Annotated in this window: 1 rRNA gene; it reads left to right on the top strand. The window is 52.0% G+C overall.

Features of this window, described 5'->3' with window-relative positions:
• A 23S ribosomal RNA gene (locus LRL21_RS45375) occupies positions 1–244 on the top strand; the annotation flags it as partial.

The following is a 244-nucleotide window of genomic DNA, read 5'->3' as shown; positions in this document are numbered from 1 at the left end:
TGAAACATCTAAGTACCCTCAGGAGAAGAAAACAACAGTGATTCCGTCAGTAGCGGCGAGCGAACGCGGAACAGCCCAAACCTGAGAGCTTGCTCTCAGGGGTTGTGGGACGTCAACATCGGGTTAGCAGAATAGGTGAAGCAGTCTGGAAAGGCTCATCACAGAGGGTAACAATCCCGTAACCGAAAATCTGCGAAACTTGTAGACGGATCCCGAGTACCGCGAGACACGTGAAACCTCGTGG

The organism is Paenibacillus periandrae (assembly GCF_022458865.1).
GTDB lineage: Bacteria > Bacillota > Bacilli > Paenibacillales > NBRC-103111 > Paenibacillus_S > Paenibacillus_S periandrae.
Note: the sequence above shows the minus strand (reverse complement) of the source record. Positions and strands in the feature narration are given on the sequence as shown.